The sequence below is a fragment of the Streptomyces sp. NPDC026673 genome (genome assembly GCF_040638135.1).
GTDB lineage: Bacteria > Actinomycetota > Actinomycetes > Streptomycetales > Streptomycetaceae > Actinacidiphila.
The window spans coordinates 290,560-313,954 of sequence record NZ_JBEZXR010000002.1; the positions used below are offsets into that span (position 1 = coordinate 290,560).

At 73.2% G+C, this 23,395-nt stretch carries 15 protein-coding genes; 10 read left to right on the forward strand and 5 right to left on the reverse strand.

Annotated features, from left to right (window positions below; all coding sequences use genetic code 11):
* Positions 1-35: 35 nt before the first annotated feature.
* Complete coding sequence (locus AB0F62_RS02950; protein WP_361791450.1) at positions 36-2,441, reverse strand: DEAD/DEAH box helicase; 2,406 nt, start codon at positions 2,439-2,441, stop codon at positions 36-38.
* A 135-nt stretch (positions 2,442-2,576) separates the two neighbouring features.
* Here AB0F62_RS02950 and bldG point away from each other — a divergent pair, with 135 nt between their 5' ends.
* The 5 genes from bldG (at position 2,577) to AB0F62_RS02975 (ending at position 8,558) form a co-directional block, all read left to right on the forward strand.
* The gene (bldG, locus tag AB0F62_RS02955; protein WP_018562186.1) at positions 2,577-2,918 is read left to right on the forward strand and encodes an anti-sigma factor antagonist BldG; all 342 of its coding nucleotides are present in this window, start codon (positions 2,577-2,579) and stop codon (positions 2,916-2,918) included.
* Positions 2,919-3,002: 84 nt separating this feature from the next.
* A complete protein-coding gene (locus AB0F62_RS02960) occupies positions 3,003-3,506 on the forward strand; it encodes an ATP-binding protein (protein WP_361791452.1) in 504 nt (167 codons plus the stop codon).
* Positions 3,507-3,816: 310 nt separating this feature from the next.
* Positions 3,817-6,240, forward strand: a complete 2,424-nt coding sequence (locus tag AB0F62_RS02965) for a sodium-translocating pyrophosphatase (RefSeq protein ID WP_361791454.1) — start codon at positions 3,817-3,819, stop codon at positions 6,238-6,240.
* A 173-nt stretch (positions 6,241-6,413) separates the two neighbouring features.
* Positions 6,414-6,980, forward strand: a complete 567-nt coding sequence (locus AB0F62_RS02970) for a small secreted protein (protein WP_361791456.1) — start codon at positions 6,414-6,416, stop codon at positions 6,978-6,980.
* A 57-nt stretch (positions 6,981-7,037) separates the two neighbouring features.
* Entirely contained in the window at positions 7,038-8,558 is a 1,521-nt protein-coding gene (locus tag AB0F62_RS02975) for a methyltransferase (RefSeq protein ID WP_361791458.1), read from the forward strand.
* Between the two features lie 65 nt (positions 8,559-8,623).
* Here AB0F62_RS02975 and AB0F62_RS02980 read toward each other — a convergent pair whose 3' ends face one another.
* From AB0F62_RS02980 to AB0F62_RS02990, 3 genes are all read right to left on the reverse strand, one after another.
* Positions 8,624-8,902 (reverse strand): TM2 domain-containing protein, encoded by a 279-nt coding sequence (locus tag AB0F62_RS02980; protein WP_361791460.1) that lies wholly within the window; start codon positions 8,900-8,902, stop codon positions 8,624-8,626.
* A 153-nt stretch (positions 8,903-9,055) separates the two neighbouring features.
* Positions 9,056-9,457, reverse strand: coding sequence for a DUF2752 domain-containing protein (locus AB0F62_RS02985; protein WP_361791461.1), 402 nt, complete (start codon positions 9,455-9,457; stop codon positions 9,056-9,058).
* Positions 9,454-9,915: an NINE protein gene (locus AB0F62_RS02990; protein ID WP_361791463.1), complete on the reverse strand. Its 462-nt coding sequence runs from the start codon at positions 9,913-9,915 to the stop codon at positions 9,454-9,456. Before AB0F62_RS02990 ends, AB0F62_RS02985 begins: the two co-directional genes overlap by 4 nt.
* A gap of 316 nt (positions 9,916-10,231) precedes the next feature.
* Here AB0F62_RS02990 and AB0F62_RS02995 point away from each other — a divergent pair, with 316 nt between their 5' ends.
* From AB0F62_RS02995 to AB0F62_RS03015, 5 genes are all read left to right on the forward strand, one after another.
* Positions 10,232-10,426 carry a hypothetical protein gene (locus tag AB0F62_RS02995; protein WP_361791465.1) on the forward strand — a complete coding sequence of 65 codons (195 nt, stop codon included), beginning with the start codon at positions 10,232-10,234 and terminating at the stop codon, positions 10,424-10,426.
* A gap of 161 nt (positions 10,427-10,587) precedes the next feature.
* Positions 10,588-13,488: a type I DNA topoisomerase gene (gene topA, locus AB0F62_RS03000; protein ID WP_361791467.1), complete on the forward strand. Its 2,901-nt coding sequence runs from the start codon at positions 10,588-10,590 to the stop codon at positions 13,486-13,488.
* A 79-nt stretch (positions 13,489-13,567) separates the two neighbouring features.
* The gene (tmk, locus tag AB0F62_RS03005; RefSeq protein WP_361791469.1) at positions 13,568-16,645 is read left to right on the forward strand and encodes a dTMP kinase; all 3,078 of its coding nucleotides are present in this window, start codon (positions 13,568-13,570) and stop codon (positions 16,643-16,645) included.
* Between the two features lie 815 nt (positions 16,646-17,460).
* On the forward strand, positions 17,461-20,694 hold the full coding sequence (locus AB0F62_RS03010; RefSeq protein WP_361791471.1) for a BTAD domain-containing putative transcriptional regulator: 3,234 nt from the start codon (positions 17,461-17,463) through the stop codon (positions 20,692-20,694).
* 106 nt (positions 20,695-20,800) lie between these two features.
* On the forward strand, positions 20,801-21,502 hold the full coding sequence (locus AB0F62_RS03015; RefSeq protein ID WP_361791473.1) for a DsbA family oxidoreductase: 702 nt from the start codon (positions 20,801-20,803) through the stop codon (positions 21,500-21,502).
* Here the strand turns inward: AB0F62_RS03015 and AB0F62_RS03020 are convergent, their stop codons facing one another.
* The gene (locus AB0F62_RS03020; protein ID WP_361791475.1) at positions 21,503-23,353 is read right to left on the reverse strand and encodes a sigma-70 family RNA polymerase sigma factor; all 1,851 of its coding nucleotides are present in this window, start codon (positions 23,351-23,353) and stop codon (positions 21,503-21,505) included.
* Positions 23,354-23,395: the final 42 nt, after the last annotated feature.

Here is a 23,395-nt window from a genome sequence, read left to right on the forward strand (position 1 = left end):
GTCGGGCCCGCCCGGGTCCGCTCCCGGGCCGGCCCTCAGGACTCCGGATCCGGGGCGGGCGCGGGGACCGCGGGTTCGGGTTCCGACGGGCCCTTTGCCGCGAGGAGCACGTCGAGCAGACGGACCGCGGCCTGCTTGTCCAGCGGATCGTTGCCGTTGCCGCATTTGGGCGACTGCACGCAGGAGGGGCAGCCGAACTCGCACTCGCAGGAGGCGATCGCCTCGCGGGTGGCGGTGAGCCAGGTGCGGGCGGTGCCGAAGGCCCGTTCCGCGAAGCCCGCGCCGCCGGGATGGCCGTCGTAGACGAATACGGTCGGCAGTCCGGTGTCCTGGTGGAGCGGGACGGAGACCCCGCCGATGTCCCAGCGGTCGCAGGTGGCGAAGAGCGGAAGGAGGCCGATGGAGGCGTGCTCGGCGGCGTGCAGGGCGCCGGGCAGTTCCTCGGGGTGGATCTGCGCCGCGTCGAGTTGGCCGTCGGTGACCGTCCACCACACGGCGCGGGTGCGCAGGGTGCGGGGCGGCAGGTCCAGCTTGGTCTCGCCCATCACCTCGTTGGTGATCAGCCGGCGGCGCAGGAAGGAGACGACCTGATGGGTGACCTCGACGGAGCCGAAGTGGAGACGGGCCTCACCCCACTCCTCCACCAGGTCCTCGTCGAGCACGGAGATCGCCGTGGTGTCGCGGGCCATCGTCGAATAGGGCGGATCGGCCTGCTCCACCAGCGCGACGGAATCCTCCAGGTCCAGGTGCCGGACGAGATAGGTGCGGCCCTGGTGGAGGTGGACCGCGCCCTCGTGGACGGTGGTGTGCGCCGCGCCCGCGTCGACCGTGCCGAGCAGGCGCCCGGTGCCTGCCTCGACCACCTGGACGGGCTTGCCGCCCTCGCCGCGGATGTCGGTCAGGTCGGCGGCCCGCTCCCGCCGCGTCCAGTACCAGCCGCCCGCGCGGCGCCGCAGTAGTCCGCGGCGCTCCAGCTGGGGGAGCAGCCCGGCGGCCTCGGGCCCGAAGAGCTCCAGGTCCGGCTCGCCCAGGGGCAGCTCCGCCGCCGCTGCGCACAGGTGCGGGGCGAGGACGTAGGGGTTGTCCGGGTCCAGCACGGTCGACTCGACCGGATGGCGGAAGAGGGCGTCCGGATGGTGCACGAGATAGGTGTCCAGCGGGTCGTCGCGGGCGATCAGCACCGCCAGCGCCCCCTGGCCGGACCGCCCGGCGCGGCCCGCCTGCTGCCACAGGGAGGCCCTGGTGCCGGGGTACCCGGCCAGGAGCACGGCGTCCAGCCCGGAGACGTCCACACCCAGCTCCAGGGCCGTTGTGGAGGCCAGTCCGAGCAGCCGCCCGGTGTGCAGGTCCCGCTCGATGGCCCGGCGCTCCTGGGGCAGGTAGCCACCCCGGTAGGCGGCGACCCGCCGGGTCAGTCGGCGGTCGATCTCGGCCAGGCGCTCCTGGGCGATCACGGAGATCAGCTCCGCGGCCCGCCGGGAGCGGACGAAGGCCACCGTACGGGTGCCTTCGAGCACCAGGTCCGTCAGCAGGTCGGCGGCCTCGGCGGTGGCCGTGCGGCGCACCGGGGCGCCGTGCTCGCCGCTCAGTTCGGTGAGCGGGGGCTCCCACAGCGCGAAGGCGACCTCGCCGCGCGGGGAGGCGTCCTCGGTGACCTCGGCGACGGGCACGCCGGTCAGCCGGGTGGCGGTGGCTCCGGGGTCGGCGGCGGTCGCGGAGGCGAGGAGGAAGACCGGATCGGCCCCGTAACGGGCGCAGACACGCCGCAGCCTGCGTATGACCTGGGCGACGTGCGAGCCGAAGACGCCCCGGTAGGTGTGGCACTCGTCGATCACGACGTAGCGCAGCCGCCGGAGGAAGGAGGACCAGCGGGAGTGGCCCGGGAGGATCCCCAGATGGAGCATGTCGGGGTTGGTCAGCACGTAGGTCGCGTACTGGCGGACCCACTCGCGCTCCTCGAACGGCGTGTCGCCGTCGTAGACGGCCGGGCGGACCGCCTTGCCCAGCGGCGCGGCGAGTTCGGCCACGGCACGCCGCTGATCGGCCGCCAGGGCCTTGGTGGGCGCCAGGTACAGCGCGGTGGCGCCCCGGCCGTTGGGGGCCTCGGAGCCCTCCAGAAGGGCGCTGAGGACCGGCACGAGGTACGCCAGCGACTTGCCGGAGGCCGTCCCGGTGGCGACCACCGCGGAGGTGCCGGCGAGGGCGTGCGCGGCCACCCGGGCCTGGTGCTCCCACGGCCGGTCGATGCCGGAGGCGCGGACCGCGTCGATCACTTCCGGGCGGATCTGATCAGGCCAATCGGCATGCCGACCCGCCCGTGGGGGCAAGTGCTCCGTATGGGTGATGCGCGCGGCCCTGCCCGCCCCCGTGGCAAGCCGCTCCAGGAGGGCGACGGGGGAGGTGCGGCCGTGCGCCGACTGCGGAAGATGATCCTGAGCCATCGGCACTCAGTGTGTCACTGGCATGACGGACAATCGCCGTAAGGCGTCGTGCATGCCCGCTGGTAAGTGATTGAATGCCATCGCGGCTGCCGATCCATGGGGGGCGACCGCTCGATGCAAGGTGCTGGAGGATCCGTGGACCTGTCCCTGTCGACTCGAACCGTCGGCGACCGTACGGTCGTCGAGGTCGGCGGCGAGATTGATGTGTACACCGCACCCAAGCTGCGCGAGCAGCTGGTGGAACTCGTGAACGACGGTAGTTACCACCTGGTCGTGGACATGGAAGGCGTGGACTTCCTGGACTCGACCGGGCTGGGCGTGCTGGTCGGCGGGCTCAAGCGGGTTCGCGCGCATGAAGGCTCGCTGCGCCTGGTGTGCAACCAGGAGCGCATTCTCAAGATTTTCCGTATCACCGGCCTGACCAAGGTGTTTCCCATCCACACCTCGGTCGACGAGGCCGTCGCGGCGACCGACTGACGTTCGGCGCCTGACCGCGGGGCTCCGGGCGACGCCGACGCCCGGGCCCCTGTGTTGCCCGCCCACAGGCACGAGGGGGAGGCCATGCCCACCGTAGAACTGCTCTTCAGCGCACTGCCGGAGCACGTCCGCACCGCACGACTGGTGGCGGCTGCGGTAGCCCGCAGGGCAGGGGTGGACGAGGCCGTCCTCGACGAGGTCCGGCTCGCCGTCGGTGAGGCGTGCAGCCGGGCCGTCGGGCTCTACCGCAGCAGCGGTGCGGACCGGCCCGTACGGGTGGTGCTGACCGAGGAGGAGAAGAAGTTCTCCATCGAGGTCGGCGACAAGTCTCCCGAAGCGGAGGAGCGTCCCGCCGACGCGGCCAGTGTGCCCTCGGCGCGCGGCGACAGCCCCGCGGAACACCCCGAGCCGCTTCCCGACGGCTCGCCCTCCTCGTCCGAGTCCTCCGAGTCCTCTGAGGCCGAGGACGAGGGCCAGATGGGCCTGGCCGTCATCAGCGGCCTCGTCGACGACGTCGAGGTCTTCTCGGGAGAGTACGGCGATGTCATCCGGATGAGCTGGCCGCTGAACCCGGCCGCGCTCTCCTAGCCGCCCCGCCCCCCTTCACGCGTTCCCGCCGGGCTGCCTGCGCGCTTCCGCCGCAGGTCAGCTCGGCGTGCGCGGATTCACCCGGTGGTTGATCCACTTACACGGTGACTGTTCACCTTTTCCGGTGATATCTGCGGGCGATCTCCTTTGCTATATCCACGGCCTCGGCGAATTTCGTTTCCTGCGCCCTGTTTTGATCTAGTTCGGCTCCCTACAATCCGTCCATCTTTGCTCAGCTCACAAGCCTGAGCGTCGCGGCTGCTAAGTCGCCGGAGCCGCGCGCCCACGTGCCAAACGTCAAGGAGGACGAATGGCGGGGCCACTCACCCCTCACCTGCAGGACATCGCTCAACCCCTGGCCGCATCACCCGTACTGACCGACGGCAACCGCAATCTCGTACTCGTCATCGCGGTGGTGGCACTGGCCGCCCTGGTGCTCGCCGTGGTGCTGGTACGTCAAGTGCTCAGTGCCGATGAGGGCACCGACAGCATGAAGCAGATCGCGGCTGCCGTGCAGGAAGGCGCAAACGCCTACCTCGCACGGCAGTTCCGCACTCTGGGGATTTTCGCGGTCGTCGCGTTCTTCCTGCTCATGCTGCTGCCCGCGGACACCACGTCGCAGCGCATCGGCCGAAGCGTGTTCTTCCTGGTGGGCGCCGGCTTCTCGGCGATCACCGGCTACATCGGCATGTGGCTGGCAGTGCGCAGCAACGTCCGTGTGGCCGCGGCCGCGCGAGCCGCCACCCCGGCGCCGGGTGAGCCCGCGGCCGACCTGACGGCCGTCTCGCACCGCGCGATGAAGATCGCCTTCCGCACCGGCGGTGTGGTCGGCATGTTCACCGTGGGCCTGGGTCTGCTGGGCGCCGCCGCCGTCGTCCTGATCTACAAGGCCGACGCGCCCAAGGTGCTCGAGGGCTTCGGCTTCGGCGCCGCGCTGCTCGCCATGTTCATGCGTGTCGGCGGCGGCATCTTCACCAAGGCCGCGGACGTCGGCGCCGACCTGGTCGGCAAGGTGGAGCAGGGCATCCCCGAGGACGACCCGCGCAACGCCGCCACCATCGCCGACAACGTCGGCGACAACGTCGGCGACTGCGCCGGCATGGCGGCCGACCTGTTCGAGTCGTACGCCGTCACCCTGGTGGCCGCACTGATCCTCGGCAAGGTCGCCTTCGGCGACTCCGGCCTCGCCTTCCCGCTGCTGATCCCGGCGATCGGCGTGCTCACCGCCATGATCGGCATCTTCGTGGTCGCCCCGCGCCGCACGGACCGCAGCGGCATGACCGCCATCAACCGCGGCTTCTTCATCTCCGCGGTGATCTCGCTGGCGATGGTGGCCGTGGCGGCGTTCGCGTACCTGCCCTCGACGTACGCCGAGCTGGCCAACGTGCCCGGCGACATCGCCTCGCACGGCGGCGACCCGCGCATCCTCGCGCTGGTCGCGGTCGCCATCGGCATCGTGCTCGCGGCGCTCATCCAGCAGCTCACCGGCTACTTCACGGAGACCAGCCGGCGCCCGGTCCGCGACATCGGCAAGACCTCGCTGACCGGGCCGGCCACCGTCGTCCTGTCCGGCATCTCGGTCGGCCTGGAGTCGGCGGTGTACTCCGCCGTCCTCATCGGCCTGTCGGTGTACGGGGCCTTCCTGCTGGGCGGCGCCTCCGTCTGGCTGGCCCTGTTCGCGGTGGCGCTGGCCGGCACCGGTCTGCTCACCACCGTCGGCGTGATCGTGGCCATGGACACCTTCGGCCCGGTCTCCGACAACGCCCAGGGCATCGCCGAGATGTCCGGCGACGTGCACGGCGAGGGCGCCCAGGTGCTCACCGACCTGGACGCGGTCGGCAACACGACCAAGGCGATCACCAAGGGCATCGCCATCGCGACCGCCGTGCTGGCGGCGACCGCGCTGTTCGGTTCGTTCAAGGAGGCCGTCGACACCGCGGTGCGGGAGGCGAACATCTCCGCCGCCGACCTCAGGTGGCTGGACCTGGACATCTCCCAGCCGAACAACCTGTTCGGGCTGCTGCTCGGCGCGGCCGTCGTCTTCCTCTTCTCCGGACTGGCCATCAACGCCGTCTCCCGGTCGGCCGGCGCGGTGGTCTTCGAGGTGCGCCGGCAGTTCCGCGAGCGTCCCGGGATCATGGACTACACCGAGAAGCCCGAGTACGGGCGCGTCGTCGACATCTGCACCAAGGACGCGCTCCGCGAGCTGGCCACCCCCGGTCTGCTCGCCGTGCTCGCCCCGATCGCCGTCGGCTTCGCCCTCGGCATCGGCTCGCTGGGCGCCTACCTCGCCGGAGCCATCGGCGCGGGCACGCTCATGGCGGTCTTCCTCGCCAACTCCGGCGGAGCGTGGGACAACGCCAAGAAGCTCGTCGAGGACGGCCACCATGGCGGCAAGGGCAGCGAGGCCCACGCCGCGACCGTCATCGGCGACACGGTCGGCGACCCGTTCAAGGACACCGCGGGCCCGGCCATCAACCCGCTGCTGAAGGTCATGAACCTGGTGGCCCTGCTGGTGGCTCCCGCGGTCGTCAAGTTCTCCTACGGGGACGACGCCAATCTCGGAGTGCGGATCGGTGCCGCGGTCGTGGCGCTCGCCGTCATCGTCACCGCGGTCTACATCTCCAAGCGCCGCGGCATCGCCGTGGGCGACGACGAGGGTGCCGACGCGGGTCAGGACGGTGCCGAGAGCACGAAGCGCTCGGCCGACCCGGAGGCGACGGCCACGGTCTGACGTAGCGTGGGCTCATCTTCGTACGGCGGCGGGCGTCATCCTTCGGGATGGCGCCCGCCGCCTGCGTGCACGTCAGATGCATCACCCTCTGCTTGGTTCATAAGGGGCAATAGTGGGCGTATCGAGTGCAAGCGCTGTGGCTCGCGGACAGGAGGCGTGTAGGTTCCGGGGCCGTGAAGAACAAACTCGCGGCTGCGCTGTCCGCCACGGCTGTGATCCTCGCGATGGGGTCGCTCTCGGGATGCGGCGACGACGGTAACGAAGAGCTCGACGCCTGGGCGAAGACGGTCTGCGACCAGGCCTCCGCCCAGGTCAAGAAGATCAACGACGCGAACAACCACATCAGCAACACCCCGAGCAACGCCAAGCCGCAGGACGTCCGGAGCGCCGACTCCACCGCGTTCGGGCAGATCTCGGAGGCCTACAAGGCGCTCGCCGGGATCGTCGGCAAGGCCGGCGACCCGCCGGTCGACGACGGCACCAAGCTCAAGCAGGACGCGGTCAACGACCTCAACTCGCTGTCCACCTCGTACGCCGACCTGAAGAAGCAGGTCGACGCGCTGCCCGTCTCCGACCAGGCGAAGTTCGCCGACGGACTGAAGAGCGTCTCCGACAACCTGGCCAAGGTGAGCAAGAGCGGCGAGCAGGCGCTCGACACGCTGCGCCGGGGCGAGGTCGGCCAGGCCATGGCGAAGCAGCCCGGCTGTCAGGACTCCGGCGCCACGCCCACGAAGTCCTGAGTGCGCGAGGGCGGGTGGGCACCGGCCGGGGACCCCTCAGGGGGTGACAATGGCAGCGTGAGTACGCAGCCGCCCCCGCAGTCCCTGCCCGCCCCCGACCGCGCCGACCTCCTCCGCGACGCGTTGCGCGCCGCGGCCTTCACGGCCGACGGCTGCCTCGACCTGCTCGGGGCGACCGCCTACGCCGCCCTCTCGCGGGCCGAGACCGTGCCCGCCCTGCGCGCCACCCGCGGCGGCAGCCCGCTGGAGAGCCTGGTGCGGCTCTTCCTCCTGCAGCAGCCCGTCCCGTCCGGCCTGCTGCGCGACGTGCTGCCCCTGGACGCGGCCTTCGAGGACCGGTGGCTCGTCCGTGACGGCGACGAGGTGCGCGCCACGGTGGACGTCCGTCCCTACGGCGGTGACGGCGGAGAGGACTGGTACATCGTCTCCGACCTCGGCTGCGCCGTCGGCGGTGCCAACGGCATCGGCACGACGCCCGGTGTGGACCGCGCGGACCTGGTGCTCGGGGTCGGCGGCGCGTCGACCACCCTCGCCGGGATCACCGTCCGTACGCCCGTGGCCCGGGCGCTGGACCTCGGCACCGGCTCCGGCATCCAAGCACTGCACGCCTCCCGGCACGCCACCCGGGTCACCGCGACCGACCTCAACCCCCGCGCCCTGCACTTCACACGGCTCACCCTCGCCCTCTCGGGGGCCGCGGAGCCGGACGTACGGCAGGGCAGTCTCTTCGAGCCCGTCGGCGGCGAGCGCTACGACCTGATCGTGTCCAACCCGCCCTTCGTCATCTCCCCGGGCGGCCGTTTCACCTACCGCGACGGCGGGATGGCGGGCGACGACCTGTGCCGCACGATCGTCCGGCAGGCCGCCGAGCACCTCACCGAGGGCGGGCATCTGCAGCTGCTCGCCAACTGGGAGCACATCGAGGGCGAGGACTGGCGCGACCGGGTCTCCGCCTGGGTGCCCGCCGGTTGCGACGCGTGGATCGTGCAGCGCGAGGTCCAGGACGTCACCCGGTACGCGGAGCTGTGGCTGCGTGACGGCGGCGACCACCTGGCCGGACCGGAGGAGTACGCCGCCCGCTACGACGCCTGGCTGGACGCCTTCGAGCAGCGCAAGACCAAGGCCGTCGGCTTCGGCTGGATCACCGTGCGCAGGACGGGTTCCGAACGCCCCGTCATCAACGCCGAGGAATGGCCCCACCCGGTCGAGCAGCCGCTCGGCCCCCACATCGCGGCGTGGTTCGGCCGCCAGGACTTCCTGCGCGCCCACGACGACGCGGCGCTGCTGGACGAGCGGTTTCGGCTGGCGGACGAGGTGGTGCAGGAGCAGGTCGGCCTCCCCGGTGCCGAGGACCCGGAGCACGTCGTGCTGCGTGCCAACCGCGGCATGCGGCGGGCGACCAGGGTCGACACGGTCGGCGCGGGCTTCGCGGGCGTCTGCGACGGCACGTTGACGGCCGGACGCATCCTGGACGCCATCGCGCAGCTGCTGGGCGAGGACCCGGTGGTGCTGCGCGACCGTACGCCGGAGGCGATCAGGCTGCTGGTGGAGCAGGGCTTCATCGAGCCGGTGGGGTGACCGGCGCGTGAACGCACGACGGCCCGCCTCCGCGGCAGAGCGCGGAGGCGGGCCGTCGGGTGCGATCAACGCAGGACGCGACCCTCGGCGTCGGTCGGGGCGCTGCCGGCGAGGCGGACGATGCCGTCGATGAAGCCCCACAGGCCGCCGAAGCCCAGGGTGACGACCGAGACGACGAGCTGCAGCACACCGATCTTGGTGTGGCCGGTGTAGAAGCGCCCGATGCCCAGGCCGCCGAGGAAGATGCCGAGCAGACCGGCGGCGACCTTGGACTTGTCGGAGAGCGGACGGCCGGACGGGTCGAGGCCGAACGGAGCGTCAGTGGTGGGCGTGGGCGTGGCCATGGGACGTGCTCCTAGTGCAACGGGGACGAGTCAGCGGGAGCACGCGCATCGGTTGGATTGGCCCCCCGCCTTTGAATGGCTGAATCCTGTCATCAGAAAAGGACATCCGTCACTCTGATTAACAGACGTCACGGAACCGTGATCGCCGCGTTGTCAAACCGCGTTGCGCAGTACGGCCCATGTCAAGGCCACCCCGAGGATCACGACTTGCGCGCGTTTGCCGACCACCGGCCGATGGACCCGGCCCCGCACTCCCTCCGCCACCCACCGCGCGTACAGATAAAGGGGAAAGGGGCAGGCGAGCAGCAGCAGCGCGTTGTCGTGGAAGGCGGCCGCGAGGTCGCCGTGCATCAGGTCGTGGGCCATGCGCGTCGCGCCGCAGAGCGGACAGAGCAGTCCCGTGAGGAAGTTGAAGGGGCATCGGGGCAGCCAGTGGCCCGGTTGGTGGGGGTCGGCGCCGTAGAGGTAGACGGCGCCGATCGCACCGGCCGTGAGCGAGGCGGCGACCTTGACCCGCGGGGCATGAAGCAGGGCGCGCGGGGGTGAGGGGGTCACGAGCGCAGGACGCGGCCCTCGGCGTCGGTGGGTGCGCTGCCGGCGAGTACGACGATGCCGTCGATCAGGCCCCAGATGCCACCGAATCCGCAGGTCAGCACAGAGACGACAAGCTGCCCTACCCCGAGTCCGACGTGGCCCGTGTAGAAGCGGCCCACTCCGAAGGTGCCGAGGAAGATGCCGAGCAGTCCCGCCGCGATCTTGGACTTGTCGGAGAGCGGACGGCCGTAAGGGTCGTAGCCGTAGGGCGCGTTGGGGTCGCCGGTGTAGCCGCCCTGCGGGGGGTAGCCGTAGCCGGGGGCCTGGTGGCCGCCCTGCTGCGGGTAGCCGTAGCCGGGCTGCTGCCCGTAGTCGCCGGGGCCGGCCGGGGGCTGCTGCGGGTAGCCGTAACCGTCCTGCTGCGGGTAGCCGTAACCGTCCTGCTTCGGCTGGCCGTACGGGTTGTTCGGGTCGGACATCGTGGGACTCCCCCTGAGTGAACGATCGGCGTATCCGGACATCTTGTCAGGAGAGTCAAGGCGGCCGGGGGCGGAGACGGCCGCGGGCAGGGCCATAGAGCCAGGTGTGGAGAAGGAACAGGAGTGGAGAAGGAAGGGGGCGCGCGACGCTGGGGTGTTCCGGTGGGGGTGGCGTGCGGGAGGGGCGAGGGGAACCGGCCGGGCCGCTTCGGTCGGAGTTCACCGCGGGTTCTTCCGGCTGTCGCCCCGGCGTGCCACTCTCCGGGGCTGCGGCGCGTCGTCGTGAGGCACCAGAGGGACCCGGAGGGTCATGCACATGGAGACCGTGCCAGGGATCTTCGCCGGAACGGTGCTCGCGGTTTTCGGGGCGGCCCTCGCGGCCTGGACCGTCACCCGGTCGCTGCGGCACGAGCCGGTGGTCCGTAGAGGCGGCCCGGCGGCGGCGGCCGTGGCCGGTTTCTTCGGAGTGGTTTCGCTCCTTGTCGGGGTCTGGCTGTTCCTGCTCCTCTGAGCTGGGCAAATCGGACATGGGCGGCAGTCCGTGCGGCAGACAGGACGCTTGTCGGGTTACCGTTCGAGTGGCGTTGCGGACTTTTCCCGTTTGACACGGGACCGGGATGTACGGTCACACTCCGCAGCGAGACCACCTTCGACCCGGAGAGAAGAGCGAAGTTGTCCCCGACCCGCGAGACCGCACAGGGCAGCGGCCGCCGACTCGTGATCGTCGAGTCGCCTGCCAAGGCGAAGACGATCAAGGGCTACCTCGGCCCCGGCTATGTCGTCGAGGCCAGCGTCGGGCACATCCGCGACCTCCCGAACGGGGCCGCCGAAGTGCCGGCGGAGTACAAGGGCCAGCCGTGGGCGCGGCTCGGCGTCAACGTCGACAGCGAGTTCCAGCCGATCTACGTCGTCAACGCGGACAAGAAGGCCCAGGTCAAGAAGCTGAAGGACCTGCTCAAGGAGTCGGACGAGCTCCTGCTCGCCACCGATGAGGACCGCGAGGGCGAGGCCATCGCCTGGCATCTGCAGGAGGTCCTCAAGCCCAAGGTCCCGGTCCGCCGGATGGTCTTCCACGAGATCACCAAGGACGCCATCCAGGAAGCCGTGCGCAATCCGCGCGAGCTGAACCAGACCCTCGTCGACGCCCAGGAGACCCGCCGCATCCTCGACCGCCTCTACGGCTACGAGGTCTCGCCGGTCCTGTGGAAGAAGGTCATGCCGCGCCTGTCGGCCGGCCGTGTGCAGTCCGTCGCCACCCGGCTTGTCGTCCAGCGCGAGCGCGAGCGCATCGCCTTCCGCTCCGCCGAGTACTGGGACCTGTCCGCGACCTTCGCCACCGGACGGGCCGGTGACGCCACCGACCCGGGCACCTTCGGCGCCAAGCTCAACGCCGTCGACGGCAAGCGCGTCGCCCAGGGCCGCGATTTCGGGTCGACCGGGCAGCTCAGGGAGGGTGCCGGCGTCCTCCACCTGGACGAGGCCGCCGCCCGCGCGCTCGCCGCCGCCCTGGAGGGTGCCGCCTTCTCCGTCCGTTCGGTCGAGTCCAAGCCGTACCGCCGTTCGCCGTACGCGCCCTTCCGCACCACGACCCTGCAGCAGGAGGCCAGCCGCAAGCTCGGCTTCGGCGCCAAGGCCACCATGCAGGTCGCCCAGAAGCTGTACGAGAACGGCTTCATCACCTACATGCGTACGGACTCCACGACCCTGTCGGAGACCGCGATCAGCGCCGCCCGGGCCCAGGTCACCCAGCTCTACGGCGCCGACTACCTGCCGGACAAGCCCCGCGTCTACGCGGGCAAGGTCAAGAACGCCCAGGAGGCGCACGAGGCGATCCGTCCCTCGGGTGATCGTTTCCGCACCCCGGCCGAGACGGGCCTGACCGGCGACCAGTTCCGCCTGTACGAGCTGATCTGGATGCGCACCGTCGCCTCCCAGATGAAGGACGCGGTCGGCCAGTCCGTCACCGTCAAGGTCGGCGGCCGCGCCACCGACGGCCGGGACGTCGAGTTCTCCGCCTCCGGCAAGATCATCACCTTCCACGGCTTCATGAAGGCCTACGTGGAGGGTGCCGACGACCCCAACGCCGAGCTCGACAGCAGCGAGCGCCGGCTGCCCGCCGTCACCGAGGGTGACGCGCTCACCGCGCGTGACGTCACCGCCGACGGCCACGCCACCAAGCCGCCCGCCCGGTACACCGAGGCCTCGCTGGTCAAGGAGCTGGAAGAGCGCGAGATCGGACGTCCGTCGACGTACGCGTCGATCATCGGCACCATCCTCGACCGCGGCTATGTCTTCAAGAAGGGCACGGCCCTGGTGCCGTCCTTCCTCTCCTTCGCCGTCGTCGGTCTGCTGGAGAAGCACTTCGGCCGGCTGGTCGACTACGACTTCACCGCCAGGATGGAGGACGACCTCGACCGCATCGCCCGCGGCGAGGCCCAGGCCGTGCCGTGGCTGCGCCGCTTCTACTTCGGTGAGGGCGAGACCCCGGTCGGAGGCGCCGCCGACGCCGGCAACGGCGACGGCGACCACCTCGGCGGCCTCAAGGAGCTGGTCGAGGACCTCGGCGCCATCGACGCCCGTGAGGTCTCCTCCTTCCCCGTGGGCAACGGCATCGTGCTGCGCGTCGGCCGTTACGGCCCGTACGTGGAGAAGGCCGGCGAGGTCGAGGGCGAGACCGGGCAGCGCGCGGACGTCCCCGACGACATGCCGCCGGACGAGCTGACCGTCGAGCTCGCCGAGGAGCTGCTCAACAAGCCGAGCGGCGACTTCGAGCTGGGCAACGACCCGGAGACCGGCCGCCCGATCGTCGCCAAGGCCGGCCGCTACGGCCCGTACGTCACCGAGATCCTGCCCGAGGGCACCCCGAAGACCGGCAAGAACGCGGTCAAGCCGCGCACCGCCTCGCTCTTCAAGTCGATGTCCATCGACACGGTGACGCTGCAGGACGCGCTCAAGCTGATGTCGCTGCCGCGCGTCGTCGGCGCCGACGCCGAGGGTGTGGAGATCACCGCGCAGAACGGCCGCTACGGCCCGTATCTGAAGAAGGGCACCGACTCGCGCTCCCTGGAGACCGAGGACCAGCTCTTCACGATCACCCTCGACCAGGCCCTGGCGATCTACGCCCAGCCGAAGGTGCGCGGCCGCGCCGCGGCCAAGCCCCCGCTGAAGGAGCTGGGCACCGACCCGGTCAGCGAGCGCCCCGTCGTCGTCAAGGACGGCCGCTTCGGTCCGTACGTCACCGACGGCGAGACCAACGCCACACTGCGCCGCGACGACGACGTCGAGACGATCACGCCCGAGCGCGGCTATGAGCTGCTCGCCGAGAAGCGGGCCAAGGGCCCCGCCAAGAAGACGGCGAAGAAGGCCGTCAAGAAGGCGCCCGCGAAGAAGACGACCGCGACCAAGACGGCGGCCAAGACGACGGCCGCCAAGACGACGGCCGCCAAGACCACCGCGGCGAAGAAGACCACGGCGGCCAAGACGACGGCGAAGAAGACCACCGCCAAGACCGCCGCGAAGACCACCGCCGCCGCGAAGAAGGCCGCCTCGGCGGCCGTGGAGCCCGCCGAGTAGGCCCCGCGCCGGCCGCACGGCCGGTGCGGTCCCGGCAGCCGCCCTCCTGGACGCCTCCGCGTCCCGATAGGCTGGCGGGATGACGCGATCCGAGCAGCCAACGGACACGTTCGCCGACGAACTCGAGGCAGACTCGCGGGAACGTGCCGTGGGCGCGCTGCTGAAGATCCCGCCCCTGCGCAAACTGTGGGGGGCGCAGCTGACCGGCACCGTCGGCGACCGGCTCGCCCTGCTGGTCCTGGTCGTCCTGACAGCGCAGGCCGCCGTCGGCGCCCAGTCCTTCGGCGGCGGATACCGCGGCGCGGCCTTCGCCGTCGCCGCCGTCATGGGCGCACGCGTCCTCGCCGCGGTGCTCTTCGGCGCGGTGCTGCTCGGTCCCCTCGGGTCCCTCACCGGGCCCGGCGGCGTGCTCGACCGCCGGTGGGCGATGATCGGCTCCGACGTCGTACGCCTCGCCCTGCTGATCGTCGCCCCGCTGTGGATCGACTGGGTGCCGGACACCGCCGTCGCCTGGCTGCTGGTCACCGTCTTCGTCACCGGGGTGGCCGAGCGGCTGTGGACCGTCGCCAAGGACGGCGCGGCCCCGGCCCTGCTGCCCGCCCCCGCGCCGGGCGCAGGAATGGTACGGCCGCTGCCCGACCGCCTCGACGCGCTGCGCCGCCTCGACCAGCGCACCGGCTTCGTCGCCTTCCCGATCGCCGCCGCGGGGCTTGTCGCCGTCACGCTCGTCGGCAATCTGATCGGCCTCGGCGTCGACTGGTTCGGCGCGCACCAGGCCGCGCTGGCCTCGTACGTGGCCGCCGGGCTCTTCGCCGCCTGCGGCGCCGTGCTGTACCTGCTGGAGCTGCCGGGCGGGCAGGACACGCCTCTGCGCTCCCCGCTGCAGGGCCTGCGCAGCAACGACCGCGGGCGTACCGGTGCGGTCCCGCTGCTCGTCCTGGGCGCCGCCACCGTCGCCGGTGCCATCGCCGCGGCCGTCGCGCTCGCCGTGCTGCACGCGGCCGACCTCGGCGGCGGACCGGTCGGCTACGGCCTGCTCGTGCTGGCCCTCACCGCCGGCCCGGTACTCGGCATCCGGATCGCCCCGCACACCTTCCCGGGCCTGTCCCGGCGCCGCCTGCTCGCGATCGCCATCGCCGTCACCGGGCTCGCCCTGCTGCTCACCGGCATCGTCCCCGACCCGACGACGGTGCTGCTGCTCTCGCTGCTGGCCGGCATCGCCGCCGGGATCACCGCGAACACCGGCCATGTCCTCATCGAGCAGGAGACCGAGGAGTCCCGCCGGGCCCGCGCCACCGACCACCTGCACGCCGTCGTGCACCTGCTCGTGGCCGTCGGCGCCGTCGGCGCGCCCCTGCTGGCCGGCGGCATCGGCCCGCACCGCGTCGCCGACGGGCACTTCACCTTCGACCACGGCGGCGCCGCGTACGCCCTGATGCTGATCGGCGCCCTGCTGCTGCCCGTCGCGGCCCTCGTCCTCGGCAAGACCGACGACCGCCAGGGCGTGCCGCTGCGCCGCGACCTGCGCGAGGCGCTGCGCGGCGGCGACCCCGAGCAGGCGCCCGCCCCCACCGGCTTCTTCATCGCCGTCGAGGGCGGGGACGGGGCAGGCAAGTCCACCCAGGTCGAGGCACTCGCCGAGTGGATCCGCGGCAAGGGCCACGAGGTCGTCGTCACCCGCGAGCCGGGCGCCACGGCGGTCGGCAAGCGGCTCCGCTCGATCCTGCTCGACGTCTCCAGCGCGGGGCTGTCCCACCGCGCCGAGGCCCTGCTTTACGCCGCCGACCGCGCCGAGCACGTCGACACCGTCGTCCGCCCCGCCCTGGAGCGTGGCGCGGTCGTCGTCTCCGACCGCTACATCGACTCCTCCGTCGCCTACCAGGGCGCCGGGCGCGACCTCGCGCCCACCGAGATCGCCCGCATCTCGCGCTGGGCGACGGACGGACTCGTCCCGCACCTGACCGTCCTGCTCGACGTCACGCCCGAGGCGGCCCGCGAGCGCTTCACCGAGGCACCCGACCGGCTCGAGTCCGAGCCCGCCGAGTTCCACGAGCGCGTACGCTCCGGCTTCCTCACGCTCGCGGCGGCCGACCCCGCGCGCTACCTCGTGGTCGACGCGGGCCAGGAGCCCGAGGCCGTCACCACGGTGATCCGGCACCGGCTCGACGAACTCCTCCCCCTGTCGGAGAAGGAGATCGAGGCCCGCGAGGAGGCCCGCCGCCAAGCCGAGGAGGAGGCCCGCAGGCTGGCCGAGGAGGAGGCCGCCCGCAAGGCCGAGGAGGAGCGGCTCGAACGCGAGCGCCAGGCCCAGCTCGACAAGCTCCGCGCGGAAGAGGAGGAGCGCCGCCGCCTCGCCGAGGAGGCCGCCCGCCGCGAGGCCGAGGAAGCGGCGGCCGAGGAGGCCCGGCGCCGCGCCGAGGAGGCCCGGCAGCAGGCGGAGGAGGAGCGCGCCCGCCGCGAGGCGGAGGAGCGCGTCCGGCGCGAGGAGCAGGAGCGGCTGCGCCGCCAGGCGGAGGAGGAGGCCCGGCGCCGCGCCGAGGCCGAGGAGCGCCGCCTGGAGCGCCAGCGCAAGGCCGAGGAGGCCCTGATGCGGGCCGAGCAGGCCCGCCTCGAGGCCGAGGACACCACGAGGACCGTCGAGACGCCCCGCCCGCAGGGCGGGTCCGCCGCGGACCCGGAGACGGCCGTGCTCCGCCCTGTGCCCGTGGACGACGAGACGGCGGTGCTGCCGCCGGTCAAGCCGGCCTTCCCGGACTTCACGAAGCCGGCCGAGCCGCCGCGGGCTGCGGCGCCCGCGGCGCCCGCCGCATCCGACGCGGAGGAGACGGCGGTGCTCCGCCCTGTGCCCGTGGACGACGAGACGGCGGTGCTGCCACCGGTCACCCCCGGGGCGGTGGACGAGACGGCGGTGCTGCCGCCCGTTCCGTCGGCCGACCGGGTGCCGCCCGGCATCTTCCGGCCGGAGGAGCCGGCACGGGCGCCGCGGGACCCGGACAACGAGCGCACGCGCGAGATGCCCTCCGTTCCGGCGGAGGGGCAGCCCCGTCAGCGCCCCCGGCCCTCCTGGGCGGAGGAGACCCCGCTCGACGACCTCCCCTCCCTCGCGGACGAGCTGCTCGGGCCGCGGGAGGAGGATGAGGGGGACGGCCCCCGCTGATCCTTCCGAGGGCGGTACCGGTTGTCGTGTGCGGGTGCGTCGTGGTTGATGTTGGGTTTCTCCCCCACCCTCCCGCCCGATTGCCCGGCGCGGTCGGTGCGGGCCGCGCACCGTGTGCCTGGGGTCGGTGCCGCGCCGGCGCACTCCCCCAGCCTCCGGCCGGGGGGACCCCCACCAACGCTCGCGGTTTACGCCAACGTCATTCCGCGCCGGGTCTGCCGCTCGTCTCCCCCAACCTTCGGCCGGGGGGACCCCCACGGGAGCACCCCGCCACACCCCCTCCGGTCGTGTGGGCGCACGACGGCCGGAGGAGGGTCAGCAAGGCATCTGCGGCGACCCCGAACCGCTTCCTCACCCCGCCCTTCCCCAGCTACTGCTGGAGGGGGTGCCCGCATGGGGCCAGTCGGCCCGGTGGGGGGTCGGTTGGGCGCTTGCGGTGACCCCGGACCGCCCCCTTACCCCCTCCGGGGATCAGGCGCGCTACGAGAGGGAGGGGGCGGGGTCGTAGGGGTGGGCGTTCTGGACACTTACGTGTATTTGTTGTGCGGCATCCGGGACAGCAAGCGCAGGTGCCCGCCATGCACATAAATATGCGGTCCAGAATGCTCACCCCGGAGGCCCCGACCCCGGCCCACCCACACACGCAGCGGCGCGGTGCCTGACCGCGCCGGATGGGGGCACCCCCGGCCGAAGGCTGGGGGAGGGCGGGAGGGTGGGGGAGAAACCGCAACCGCAACCACAAGCGGCGCCGCACACGAGACCCCGCCCAAGGAAACGGCTTCGCCTCGCGCGGCCCGCACCGCAAGAATGGCCCCGTGCGGTACCTGATCCTCGGCGCCACGGAGGCGCGCAGCGCCCGCGGCGCGCCCGTGCCCCTGGGCAGCGGCAAACGCCTGCGGGCACTGCTCGCCGCACTCGCGCTGCGCGCCCCGCACGCGGTGCCCCCGGACGCGCTGATCGCCGAGGTCTGGGGCGGGGAGGGCGACGAGCCGCCCCAGGACGCCCCCGGTGCGCTGCAGGCACTCGTGTCGCGGCTGCGCCGGGCCCTCGCCGACGGGCGGGCCGCGGCCGAGGACACCGTCGTGTCCGGCCCCGCCGGGTACCGCCTGCTCACCGCCACCCCCGACGACGTCGACCTCCACCTCTTCGAGCGCCTCGTACGCGAGGGCAGTGCCGCCCTCGACGCCGGTGACCCGGCCCGCGCCGCGGAGACCCTGGAGTCCGCGCTCGCGCTCTGGCGAGGCCCCGCGCTGGCGGATCTGCCCGACCGGGGTTCCGCGGCGGCCCGGGCCGAGGATCTGCGGCTGACCGCGACGTACCGCCGGATCGAGGCGTGCCTGGCGCTCGGCCGTGCCGCCGAGCTGCTGCCGCAGTTGCGCGGGCTGGTCGCGGAGCATCCGTTGCACGAGCCGTTCCGGGCGCAGTTGATACGGGCGCTGCGCGCGGCGGGCCGCCCCGCGGACGCCCTGGCCGCGTACGAGGACACCCGCCTGGCCCTGGCGGACCGCCTCGGCACCGACCCCGGCCCCGAACTGCGGGCGCTGCACGGCGCGCTGCTCACCGCGGAGCCGGAGCCCCCGGTGCCGGCGCTCCGCGCCGGCAACCTGCGGGCCCGCCTCACCAGCTTCGTCGGCCGCGAGGCCGAACTCGGGGCGCTGCGCACCAGCCTGACGGACGGCAGGCACCGCCTGGTGACCCTGACCGGGCCCGGCGGCTCCGGCAAGACGCGGTTGTCGCAGGAGGCCGCGGCGGCGGTGACCGCGTCCTCCGCCTACCCCGACGGGGTGTGGCTCGCGGAGTTCGCCCCGCTCGACCGCCCCGCCGCCGTGCCGGACGCCGTGCTCAGCGCCATCGGCCGCCGGGACACGGCGGTGCTGGCCGCGGCCCGCGAGGTGCGCAGCGCGGGCCAGGAGGCCGACCCGGCGGGCCGGCTCCTCGAGCACTGCGCGCACCGCCGCATGCTGCTCGTCCTCGACAATTGCGAGCACGTCATCGACGCCGCGGCCGCGCTCGCCGACCGGTTGCTCGCCGCCTGCCCCGGGGTGACGGTGCTCGCCACGAGCCGGGAGCCGCTGGGCGTGACCGGTGAGACGGTGCGCCCGGTCGAGCCGCTGCCGCTGCCGACCGCGCACCGGCTGTTCGTGGAGCGGGCGGCGGCCGTGCGTCCCGGATTCGACGCGGACCGCGACCACGCCGAGGCGGTGGACGAGATCTGCCGCCGCCTGGACGGGCTGCCGCTGGCGATCGAGCTGGCCGCCGCACGGCTGCGGGTGCTCTCGCCGCGGCAGATCGCGGACCGCCTCGACGACCGCTTCCGGCTGCTGACCGGCGGCAGCCGCACCGCGCTGCCCCGCCAGCAGACGCTGCGCGCGGTCGTCGACTGGAGCTGGGACCTGCTGGACGAGGCCGAGCGCACGGCGCTGTGCCGGCTGAGCGTGTTCGCGGGCGGTTGCACGCTGCAGGCGGCGGAGGCCGTGTGCGGTGAGGAGGCGCTGGAGCTGATCGGCCAGCTCGTCGACAAGTCCCTCGTCGTCGTGGACCACGGCGAGGAGGAGGTGCGCTTCCGGCTGCTGGAGACGATCCAGGAGTACGCCGCCGAGCGGGCCGCCGCGGATCCCGCCGACCGGGCGGAGACGGCGCGCCGGCACACGGCGCACTTCATGGACTTCGCGCGCGCCGCCGACACCGCCCTGCGCGGTCCCGGCCAGCTGGTGTGGGCGGCCCGTGTCGAGGCCGACCTGGACAACATCCGGGCCGTGCTGCACCGCACCATCGACGCCGGCGCCGAGGACGACGCGATCGCGCTGGCCCTGGCGATGGGCTGGTTCTGGTGGCTGCGCAACTTCCGCGAGGAGGCGCGGGAGTGGCTCGACCGCCTCATGGAGCTCGGCGGACCCCCCGAGGACCCTGGTGCTCCGGGCTTCTGGCCGCGCATGAACCTGCGACTGCTCCACCTCTTCGTCGTCAGCGACACCATCTCCCGTGAGGAGTTGGACAGCCGGGGGGTGCAGGCGCTGGCCTCCCGCATCATCGAGGTCTACAGCGCGCCCAGCCCGCACTCGGCCCGCTTCCCCGGCGTCCTGTGGCCCTTCGCCGACTACATCGTGGGCCGCCTCGACGCGATCCGTGGGCATGCCGACACGATGGTGGCCGCGTGCCGCGCGTACGGCGGCGACTGGGAGCTCGCGGCCGCGCTGATGTTCCGTACGCACATCACGATCGACCTCCCCGGCGGGCTCTCCCGGGCCGACGCGGACTGGCCGGAGCTGCTGGAGCTCAGCGAGCGGCTCGGCGACCGCTGGATGCGCGCCCAGGTGTGCGAGGCCGGTGCCGAGATGGCCCTGGCGTACGGCGACTACCCGGCCGCCCAGGCGGATCTGGAGGAGGCGCTGCGCCTCGGCGGAGAGCTGGGCGCCCATGTGGAGGGCATCTTCGTCCGTTCCCGGATGGGCGAACTGGCCCACCGGGCGGGCGACGACGAACGGGCCGAGAAGCTGCTGCGGCAGGCGGCCGAGGAGGCCGAGCAGAACGGGGTGTGGGACGCGCGCTCCTATATCCGTGCCCTGCTGGCGGTGATCGTGCTGCGCCGCGGTGAGGTGGGCGAGGCCCGGGAGTTGTGTGAACTGGCGCGCGGCGAGAGTCGGTTGGGCACGCCTCCGCCGGACTTCGAGTTGCTCGTGGCGAGCCTGGCGGCCCGGGTCAGTGCCGCCGAGGGCGACGCGGCCGGCGCACTGACCGGGTTCGGGGAGGCGCTGCGCGCGGGGCTGGACGGTTTCTGCGCCGAACCGCGTCTGGCCGCCGTGCTCGAATACGCGGCCGAGGTGCTGGTCTCCCTGGGGGATCCCGTACGGGCCGCCCGGCTGCACGGTGCCGCGGACGGCCTTCGGGCGGAGCTGCCGCGCCCGGTGCCGGAGGCGGAGGGGGTGCGCACGGCGGAGGCGGCGGCGCGCGCGGCCCTGGGCGACGGCCCGTACGAGCGGGCGCGGGCGGAGGCGCGCGAGCTGGGCGGCGAGGGCGCCTACGCCCTGCTGGCCACCGCGTCGGCGTGACCGCTCGGGAGTACGGCCGAGGGAGGTCCGGGCGGGGGGAATGGTCGCGGGGGGCTCTTCGTTGCGTTCTTGAGGGTTCAACTGATGACTCGGTGACGGAGAGAGCATGAAGGTCGAGATCTACAGCGACATCGCCTGCCCGTGGTGCTACGTCGGCAAGCGCCGCTTCGAGCGGGCGCTGGCCGCCTTCCCGCAGGCGGACCAGGTCGAGGTGGTCTACCGCCCGTTCCAGCTCGCCCCTGACAAGTCCGAGACCCCCGAGCCGCACCGCGCGTACCTCGACCGTCGTTACGGCCCGCAGTCCGCGGCGATGGACGCCCGGGTGGAGGAGCTCGGCCGCGCCGTGGGCCTGGACTTCGACTTCGACCGCGCCATCGAGAACAACACCCTGCTCGCCCACCGCCTGCTGTGGCACGCCCTGACCGCGTACGGCGTCAAGGAGCAGGCGGCGCTCAAGGACCGGCTGCTCGTGGCGCACTTCGCCGAGGGCGCGGACGTCGGCGACCGCGCCGTCCTGGCCGGTCTCGCCGCCGAGGCGGGACTCGACCGTGACCGGGCCGCCGCCTTCCTCGCCTCGGACGAGGGCCGCGAGGAGGTGCTCGCCGAGATCGACGACGCCCGCGCCCTCGGTGTGAACGCCGTTCCCACCTTCGTCTTCGAGGGCAAGTGGGCCGTCCAGGGCGGCCAGGAGATCTCGACCTTCCTGCGCGTGCTGGAGCAGGTCGCCCAGGAGACCGGTGCCGTGCCGGCCGCCCCCGCGGGGGACGCCTGCGCCGACGGCGCGTGCGAGGTCCCCGCCGGCAGGTGATCAGCCGCAGGTGATCCGCGAGACCGCCCAGTCCGCGACGTTCACCAGGTGGAACCTGCGCGTCGGCTCGACCTTCAGCCGGATCGTGCCGGTGCCGGTGAGCGGCACGTGCACCGGCACCCCCGGGTCGCCGCCGCGCAGCACCTCGGAGCGCCACAGCAGACCGTCGTCCCCGTGGACGGAGAAGCGCGCCGCGCCGAAGCCCAGCGCGATGTCGTCGATGCCGACGACGGCGTCGAAGGCGGTGCAGGAGCGGTTGAGGTCGATGGTGACGGTGGACGGCGCGCCGACCGTGACGCCGTACGGGTGGCGCGTGCCGTCGATACCGAGGCCCCAGCGCTGCCAGACCCAGTCGCCGATCCGGATCGTGGGCTGGTCGGACCGGCCGAGAACGCCGTGCCGCAGCGCGCTGAGCCGGTAGACCGCCGGCTCGGGCGTGGGGGTCGGCGTCGGAGTGGACGAGGGCTCGGGGGTCCGGCTGGGCGCCGGCGACGGCGGCTTCTCGGGCGGGGACGGCGGCTCCTCGGCGGGGCGCGCCGGGGGCGTCGGTGCCGGAGTGGCGGCCCGCACGGGTGCCGGGACGGACGGCGTCGGGCTCGGCGCGGGGGAGCGCCGCGACGGCGAGGGTGTCGGAGCGGGCGACGGCACGGCCGGTGCGGCCGAGGGCTTGGCACGCGCCTGCTGCTTGGGCGGGCCGTCGTCGCCGGACAGCGCGATCGCCACCACGGCACCGGCCGCCGCGAGGGCCAGACCCGCGACGACGGCGATCTTCACCGGTGCGGCGGCCCCTTCGGCCGCCGCCGCACCACCGGCACCCGCCGCGGCGCCGCCCGCCGACCCGCCGCCCGTCGCGGCGGCCGCCGCCGCGCCCGCGCCGGCACCGGCCGCGGCGATCCCGGCGGCCTTGGCCGCGTACGCCGCGCCGAACCAGCCGACGACCGCGACCGGCAGCAGCCCCTTGAGCGCCGCGTTGACGTCGGCCAGTTCGGCCGCCGCCAGGCGGCACTTGGCGCACTCCTCCAAGTGCTTGCGCAGTTCCCGGTCGGCCCGCATCCGCAGGCCGCCGCGGGCGTGTGCGCCGAGCCGGTCCGCGTAGCGGGCACAGGCGCCCTCCGCGGTCAGCGAGGACGAGACATGGGCCTGCAGATAGGCCTGGCGCAGCCCTTCGCGGGCGCGGTGCGCGAGCACGGCCGTCGCGTTGGCCGTCAGGCCGAGCAGCGGCGCGATCTTGCTCGGCGACTCCTCCTCGACCGCGGTGTGCCACAGCACCGCCTGCCAGCGCTCGGGGAGCGTACGAAAGGCCTGGATGGCCAGCGACCGCTCGGCCTCGTGCATGGCGCGCACGTCCGCGGCCGGTTCCTGGGTGCCCTCGCCCGCCGCGGAACCGGCCGCCGTGACCGCGAACACCGCGAAGTCGTCGACGAGTTGTTCCCTCTTGGCGGTACTGCCCCAGGACGCGGCGACCCTCCGCACCGTGGTCAGCAGATAGGCGCGCACCGCGGCGTCCGGACCACTGCCGCCCCGGATGGCTTGCAGCGTGCGGGCGAAGACCTCGCCGGTCAGGTCCTCCGCGGTGTGCCGGTCCCGGCAGCAGCCCCGCGCGTAGCGCCGTACGGCGGCCACGTGCCTGCGGTACAGCTCCTCGTAGGCGCTGTCGTCGCCGCCGCGCACACGGGAGACGAGCTCGGCGTCCGACAGCTGCGCCCCGGAGGCGCCGGAGGTGTCCTCGGCCTCGGGGAGGCGCTCCGCGAGCGGTTCCCGCTGCCCCGGTACGCGGCCGGACTGAGGGCCCCCATCGGAGCCCGCCCCCGCGTCCGCGGGGGGACCCGACTCCCCGTTTCCTTCATCCACGGGCGTAAGAGTGGCACACCCGTACCGTCCGACGACCTGTCA